Origin of the sequence: Pseudomonas sp. LJDD11 (genome assembly GCF_024584215.1) — a bacterium.
Lineage (GTDB): Bacteria > Pseudomonadota > Gammaproteobacteria > Pseudomonadales > Pseudomonadaceae > Aquipseudomonas.
Map to the genome: position 1 here is coordinate 21,490 of NZ_JANJFL010000006.1, position 7,040 is coordinate 28,529.

Annotated in this window: 7 protein-coding genes; 5 read left to right on the forward strand and 2 right to left on the reverse strand. The window is 60.4% G+C overall.

The window, feature by feature from the left end:
* The first annotated feature begins 279 nt into the window (after positions 1-279).
* The 4 genes from NRB16_RS09425 to moaE all read left to right on the forward strand — a co-directional run bounded on the left by NRB16_RS09425 (position 280) and on the right by moaE (position 3,011).
* Positions 280-1,674, forward strand: coding sequence for a PhoH family protein (locus tag NRB16_RS09425; protein WP_045482957.1), 1,395 nt, complete (start codon positions 280-282; stop codon positions 1,672-1,674).
* 151 nt (positions 1,675-1,825) lie between these two features.
* Positions 1,826-2,308 carry a cyclic pyranopterin monophosphate synthase MoaC gene (gene moaC, locus NRB16_RS09430; protein WP_257106024.1) on the forward strand — a complete coding sequence of 161 codons (483 nt, stop codon included), beginning with the start codon at positions 1,826-1,828 and terminating at the stop codon, positions 2,306-2,308.
* Entirely contained in the window at positions 2,305-2,550 is a 246-nt protein-coding gene (locus NRB16_RS09435) for a MoaD/ThiS family protein (RefSeq protein WP_045482953.1), read from the forward strand. The genes moaC and NRB16_RS09435 overlap by 4 nt, the downstream gene beginning before the upstream one ends.
* Positions 2,551-2,552: 2 nt before the next feature.
* Positions 2,553-3,011 (forward strand): molybdopterin synthase catalytic subunit MoaE, encoded by a 459-nt coding sequence (gene moaE / locus NRB16_RS09440; RefSeq protein WP_253140533.1) that lies wholly within the window; start codon positions 2,553-2,555, stop codon positions 3,009-3,011.
* 202 nt (positions 3,012-3,213) lie between these two features.
* Here moaE and rhlB read toward each other — a convergent pair whose 3' ends face one another.
* Both rhlB and NRB16_RS09450 read right to left on the reverse strand, forming a co-directional pair.
* A complete protein-coding gene (gene rhlB, locus NRB16_RS09445; RefSeq protein ID WP_045482946.1) occupies positions 3,214-4,713 on the reverse strand; it encodes an ATP-dependent RNA helicase RhlB in 1,500 nt (499 codons plus the stop codon).
* An 84-nt stretch (positions 4,714-4,797) separates the two neighbouring features.
* Entirely contained in the window at positions 4,798-5,454 is a 657-nt protein-coding gene (locus NRB16_RS09450; RefSeq protein ID WP_045482943.1) for an alpha/beta hydrolase, read from the reverse strand.
* A gap of 484 nt (positions 5,455-5,938) precedes the next feature.
* On the opposite strand from NRB16_RS09450, the gene NRB16_RS09455 reads away from it, so the two are divergent.
* Entirely contained in the window at positions 5,939-6,967 is a 1,029-nt protein-coding gene (locus tag NRB16_RS09455; protein ID WP_045482940.1) for an amino acid ABC transporter substrate-binding protein, read from the forward strand.
* The last annotated feature ends 73 nt before the right edge of the window (positions 6,968-7,040 follow it).

The following is a 7,040-nucleotide window of genomic DNA, read 5'->3' on the forward strand; positions in this document are numbered from 1 at the left end:
GCACTCAATTAGCGACTGTAGCGGGCTGATGGCCCTGCGCCAAGCGCTATTGGTCACCCTGTGAAATAAATTTCAAAAAACTGTCAAAGTACTTTTTTCTGTCATCTGTTTTGCGGTATTACCTGAGTCAGACCGCCGAAACCTGCAACACAGGTGGCGTCAGACAAGACCCACCTTGAGCGCTTGCTGTCCTGCCTCAAGGACAGCGCTCGGCGGCCTTCCCGTGGCACGGTGACCCATTGAGACCGTGCTGCCTGGCTTCTATAAAGGTGAGCGAGTATGGATGATCACGGACGCAGCCCCTCCAACAACCAGCCTATCCTTTACGTGCTCGATACCAACGTATTGATCCATGATCCGAACGCTCTGCTGAATTTCGAAGAACATCACGTCGCCATCCCCATGACCGTCCTGGAGGAGCTGGACAAGCTCAAGGATGGCAAGCATTCGGTCGCTGCCGAGTGCCGCCAGGCCATTCGCCTGATCGACAAGACCCTCGGTGAAGCCTCACCCGAGGATGTCGAGAAGGGCGTGCCCATCGACCGTGGTACCGGTATTTTCAAAGGCAGTCTGTCGATCCTGATGAGCAAGCGCGAGGAGTCCAGCAGTCCGCTGCCCGAGCATCTCAACGACAACATCATCATCAACCAGTTGATTGATCTGCACGCACGTCGCAAGGACCGCTCGGTCGTGCTGGTCACCAAAGACATCAATATGCGCCTCAAGGCGCGCGCCTGTGGCATTGCCGCCGAGGACTACAGCACCGACCAGCTGGTCGATGACGTCTCGCTGCTGTCACGCGGCTATCACGAACTCAGCGGCTCGTTCTGGGAGCGGGTCAACAAGGTCGAAACCCGTCAGGACCACGGCCGCACCTGGCACCGGGTGCAACTGAACGAAAACCTGCCGCAAGTGCACATGAACGAGTTCATCATCGATGAGCAAGGCTTCGTGGGCTGGGTCAAGGGCGTCAAGAATGACGAACTGATCATCCTCGACATGCATCAGGAGCCGCTGCTGCATCAGGAAGCCTGGGGCCTGAAGCCACGTGATATCTACCAGGCCCTGGCGCTGTTTGCATTGCTGGACCCGGACATTCACCTGGTCAACCTGTCCGGCGCCGCCGGCTCCGGCAAAACCATCCTGGCCTTGGCCGCAGCCATCGAACAGACCATGGTCACCAAACGCTACCGGCGCATCATCGCCACCCGCAGCGTGCAGGGCCTGGATCAGGAAATCGGCTTCCTGCCCGGTACCGAGGCCGAGAAAATGGAACCCTGGCTGGGCGCCATCACCGACAACCTCGAAGCCTTGCACATGGAGGACGAAAACACCCATGGCAGCGTCGATTACATCCTTAGCAAAGTGCCGCTACAGTTCAAATCCCTCAATTACATCCGTGGTCGCAGCTTTCAGCAGAGTCTGATCCTGATCGATGAATGCCAGAACCTGACCCCGCACCAGATCAAGACCATCATCACCCGTGCCGGTGCCGGTTCCAAAGTGGTCTGCCTGGGCAACCTGGCACAGATCGACACCCCTTACCTGTCGGCCACCAGTTCGGGGCTGACCTACCTGACGGAGCGCTTCAAGGATTTCCCCAACGGCGTGCACATCACCCTGCAAGGGGTGCCACGCTCGATCCTCGCCGAGTACGCCGAGAGCCATCTGTAGCAGTTGGAGCGAGCGGGCGGCGATCCGCCTTGCTCGCGAATTCACCAGGCGCCACGAATGCGCTGTCTGCTTTCGTGAGCAAGCTCACTCGTACCTCATGAGTCGCAGCATTTGGGTTTACAATCTTCACTCCTGTTCCGGAGTGAAGGTTGTGCTGACTCATCTAGATTCCCAAGGTCGCGCCAATATGGTCGATGTGACCGACAAGGCGGTGACCTTCCGCGAAGCGGTGGCCCAGGCGCGGGTGCGCATGTTGCCATCGACCCTGCAAATGATCGTCGCCGGTGGCCATCCCAAGGGCGATGTGTTCGCCGTTGCGCGTATTGCCGGTATCCAGGCGGCGAAAAAGACCAGTGACCTGATCCCTCTCTGCCATCCATTGATGCTGACCGGCGTCAAGGTCGAGCTGCAGGCCGAGGGTACGAACGCGGTACTGATCACCAGCCGCTGCAAGCTGTCCGGGCAGACCGGGGTGGAAATGGAAGCGCTCACCGCCGCCAGTGTGGCGGCGCTGACCATTTATGACATGTGCAAGGCGGTGGACCGCGGCATGGTCATCGAGGCGGTGCGGCTGCTGGAAAAACTCGGCGGCAAGAGCGGCCACTTCGTGGTGGATCAGGAGTCTGAGCAATGAGCCTGACCGTGCAGTACTTCGCCCGCTACCGTGAGGTGCTGGGGCGCGACAGTGAACAGCTCGCGGGCGACTTCTCCAGCCTCGATGCCGTGCGTCAGCACTTGCTGGCCCGTGATGGCGTCTGGCAGGTGCTGGGCGAAGCGGGGGTGATGTGCGCCCGTAATCAGGAACTCTGCTCCCTGGCCGAACCGGTTCAGGATGGCGATGAACTGGCGTTCTTTCCACCGGTAACCGGAGGCTGAACATGAGTGTTCGTGTCCAGGCCGCGACCTTTGATCCTGGCGCCGAGGTCAACGCGTTGCATGCGGCCAATCGTGGGGTTGGGGCGGTGGTCAGCTTCGTGGGCTACGTACGTGACTTCAACGAGGGCCTGGAGGTGTCCGGGATGTTCCTGGAGCACTACCCCGGCATGACTGAAAAGGCGCTGGGCAAGATCGTCGACCAGGCGCGGCAACGCTGGCCGCTGCTGGGCGTTGAAGTGCTGCACCGGGTCGGCAACCTCGAGCCGGGCGAACCGATCGTCTTCGTCGGCGTCACCAGCGCCCACCGTCAGGCGGCGTTTGAGGCTTGCGAATTCATCATGGACTACCTCAAGACCCGCGCACCGTTCTGGAAACGCGAAACCACGCCGCAAGGGCAGCGCTGGGTGGATGGGCGTAGCAGCGATCAGCAGGCCGCAGATCGCTGGGATACGGTTGGGTAAGGCGCTCTGGCAGGCCCGGCAGGAGCGGCCGGGCGGCGTCCGCTAGCTGTAAATCTGGGCGCTTTATGCCCCCAGTGGGAGCGACCTTGGTCGCGAATACGGTGGTAAGTTCACAGCAAATGCAGTGACTTTACCGGCCTCTTCGTCGGAATGCCGCCCAGGCCAAGTTCCCACGGGGTTCTGTGTTTGCTGCGCGACAAGCTCAGGAGCGCTTACGCTCCACTGCCCGCAGCAGTTCGGTCGGCGGCATCTCGCAACTGATCTTGCGCCCCAGCTTTTCCTCGATCGCCGGCAACTGGTACGAATCATCCTCACCGGCAAAACTGATCGATACACCCTCGGCACCGGCCCGGCCTGTACGACCGATACGGTGCACATAATCATCCGGGACCTCAGGCAAGGTGAAGTTGATCACATGGCTGATACCGTCGATGTGAATCCCCCGACCTGCCACATCGGTGGCGACCAGCACACGAATCTTGCCCTCGCGAAACCCCTCCAGCGTCTTGATCCGCTTGTGCTGCGGCACATCACCGGACAACTGCGCAGCATTCACGCCATCGCGCACCAGGCGCTCCTCGATACGGCGTACCTCATCCTTGCGGTTGGCAAACACCATCACCCGCTCCCAGCCATTGTCGCTGACCAGGTTGTACAGCAGCTTGTACTTGTCGGCCGCAGCCACCGCATACACATGCTGCTCGACATTGGCATTGGCCACGCCCTCGGCCTCGATCTCGACAATCGCCGGGTCAGTGGTCCACTGCCTGGCCAGGTTCATCACATCATCGGTGAAGGTGGCCGAAAACAGCAGGGTCTGACGTTCGCTCTTGGGCGGCGTCTGGCGGATGATCTGGCGCACCTGGGGAATGAAACCCATGTCGAGCATGCGGTCAGCCTCGTCGAGGACCATGACTTCGACCATGTCCAGATGCACTTCGCCACGCTGATTGAAGTCCAGCAGACGGCCCGGAGTGGCGACCAGAATGTCGCAAAAGCGCGATTCGAGCTGCTTGAGCTGCTTGTCGAAGTCCATCCCGCCGACGAAGGTCATCACGTTCAGCCCGGTGTAGCGGGTCAGCGCTGCAGCGTCCTTGGCGATCTGGACCACCAGCTCGCGGGTCGGGGCGATGATCAGCGCGCGCGGCTCGCCCATGTAGCGCTCTTTGGGCGCAGGGGTCTGCAGCAACTGGGTAATGGTCGAAATCAGAAAGGCTGCGGTCTTGCCGGTGCCGGTCTGGGCCCGACCAATGGCGTCCTGACCCTTGAGGGTATAACCCAGAACGCCGGCCTGGATCGGGGTGCAATAAGGAAAGCCCAGATCGTGAATGGCGTGCATCAGCGACGGGGCGAGCTTGAAGTCATGGAAGCGGGTCTTGCCCTCCTGAGGTTCGACAACGAAATCTTCAGGCTTCCAGGTGTCGACGGGCTTGGGTTTGCGGGCCGGGCGCTGGCGTTCGGCGCGCGGCTTCGCCACTGCCTTGTCCTCGGCAGGTTTGTCTGCACGGGGTTTGTCTGCCCGCATCGGGCGTGGCGGGGCCTGCGTGCTGTCCTGGGGCTTGGCCGGCTGCGGCGCGGCAGTTCGGGCTGGGTGGCTTTCAGTGCTGATCACGGCAGCGGAACTGGATGTTGTCGGCACAGGCGCGAGCGGCTCAGCCTCGCTTTTACCGAACATCTTCTTGAGTGCTTTGAGCACGGTCATCTCGTCAGTTGGTCAAGGAATGTACGCCGAGCAGTGTAAAGCAAGTTGCTGGCTCGGCGTAGTGGCAACAGACCTCAGGCGGTGTTACCCCAGTCTTGCGCTCAGCCAGGTCTGGATGTCGGCAATCTCCTGCGGTAACACCTGATGGCCCATCGGGTATTCCTGCCATTGGGCATCGACCCCAAGTGATTGCAGATACTCGTAGGCGGTGCGGCCCATGGCATTGAGCACCACCTCATCGTGGTAACCGTGCAGGCAATAGGCCGGGATCCGTTGCTGGCTGGCCGACACGCTCATGCCGTCGCTGAAGGTGGGGGCGTAGGTCGAAAGCGCCAGAACACCGCCCAGCGGCCCCTGCCAGCGGCGATAGGCGGTGTGCAGCACGACCGCGCCACCTTGCGAGAAGCCGGCCAGGAAGATCCGCGCCGGGTCGATGCCGCTGTCACGCTGCGCTTCGATCAGGTCCATCACGGTCTGCGCCGAGATTTCCAGCTCTTCGTGACTGATCGCCCGGGCCGGGCTCATGGCAATGATGTCGTACCAACTGGGCATCTGGTAACCGCCGTTGATGGTAACGGGGCGGTGTGGCGCCTGCGGTAACACGAAACGGGTACTGCCCAGCGTGGTTTGCAGCGCCTGTGCGACCGGCTCGAAGTCATGCCGGTCGGCGCCCAGGCCGTGCAACCAGATGACGCAGGCATCGGCCTGGCGGGAAGGCTCAAGGATCAGCGGTGTAGTCATGTGTGCTCCGAAATTGTGCGCGCCGCATTTTGAAGTGCATTGAATAGGTGCGTGGTGCGGCGAGCGTCTGTCAAATCTGAACGAAGATGTCGCAAGGTTACAACTTTTGGTCTTGACCTGTTTGTTTATCGACCCGGCGAGCGGTCTGGTACGCGGTTTGCTATGCATCATGCGGAGTCAGAGTGCTCACGTCGACCGGTAACACTATTTTGCTATTAGCTTTACCGTCGAGCGTCGCACGGCAATCCCAGCTACAGGACTGTCGGCAAGATTCATTCCGCAGCACAGCTACGGAACAATCAGGGAGCTTTGGTCCGCGGGACTGCGGGTAACGGTTACAGGCGGTGCCAGGGAGATCCTGAGCCCACATGAACAGACCCAACGTCGCATGACCCAAAAACAAGCCAACACGGGTCATTGATGCCTCACAAGGGTGCGACGTGACTGAAGCTCCAAACAACAAAGAGCAATCCGGAGGTTATGAATGAAGATGTTGAAATCCACGCTGGCTGTAGTGACTGCTGTAGCCGCACTGGGTGTAACCGGTGCAGCCAATGCTGGCGCAACCCTCGATGCGGTGGTCAAGAAAGGCTTCGTACAGTGCGGCGTCAGTGATGGTCTGCCAGGCTTCTCCGTTCCTGATGCCAAGGGCACCATCACCGGTATCGATGCGGACGTCTGCCGCGCAGTAGCGGCTGCCGTGTTCGGTGACGCCACCAAGGTCAAGTTCAGCCAGCTGAACGCCAAGGAGCGTTTCACCGCCCTGCAATCGGGTGAAGTCGACATTCTGTCGCGTAACACCACCTGGACCAGCTCGCGTGACTCAGGCATGGGCCTGGTGTTCGCCGGCGTAACCTACTACGACGGCATCGGCTTCCTGGTAAACAACAAACTAGGCGTCAAGAGCGCCAAGGAACTGGACGGCGCCACCGTGTGCATCCAGGCCGGTACCACTACCGAGCTGAACGTCTCCGACTACTTCCGCTCCAACGGCCTGAAGTACACCCCGATCACTTTCGACACCTCCGACGAAAGCGCCAAGTCGCTGGAAAGCGGCCGTTGCGACGTGCTGACCTCCGACCAGTCGCAGCTGTACGCACAGCGCAGCAAGCTGGCCAGCCCGGAGTCCTACGTCGTACTGCCGGAAGTCATTTCCAAGGAGCCTCTGGGCCCGGTCGTGCGTAAAGGCGACGAAGAGTGGTTCTCCATCGTCAAGTGGACCCTGTTCGCCATGCTCAACGCCGAAGAGGCCGGTGTAACCTCCAAGAACGTCGAAGCTGAAGCCAAGTCGACCAAAAACCCTGATGTTGCCCGTATGCTCGGTGCTGACGGCGAGTACGGCAAAGACCTGAAACTGCCAAAAGACTGGGTAGTGAAGATCGTCAAGCAGGTTGGTAACTACGGCGAAGTCTTCGAGCGCAACCTGGGCGAAACCACCCCGCTGAAAATCAAGCGTGGCCTGAACGCTCTGTGGAACCAGGGCGGCATCCAGTACGCTCCACCGATCCGCTGATATGACCCAGCGCACGCACACTACCCGAGGAGGGAGGGGGGGGGTTGGCTGTTGTTTTGTTTATTTGTTTGTT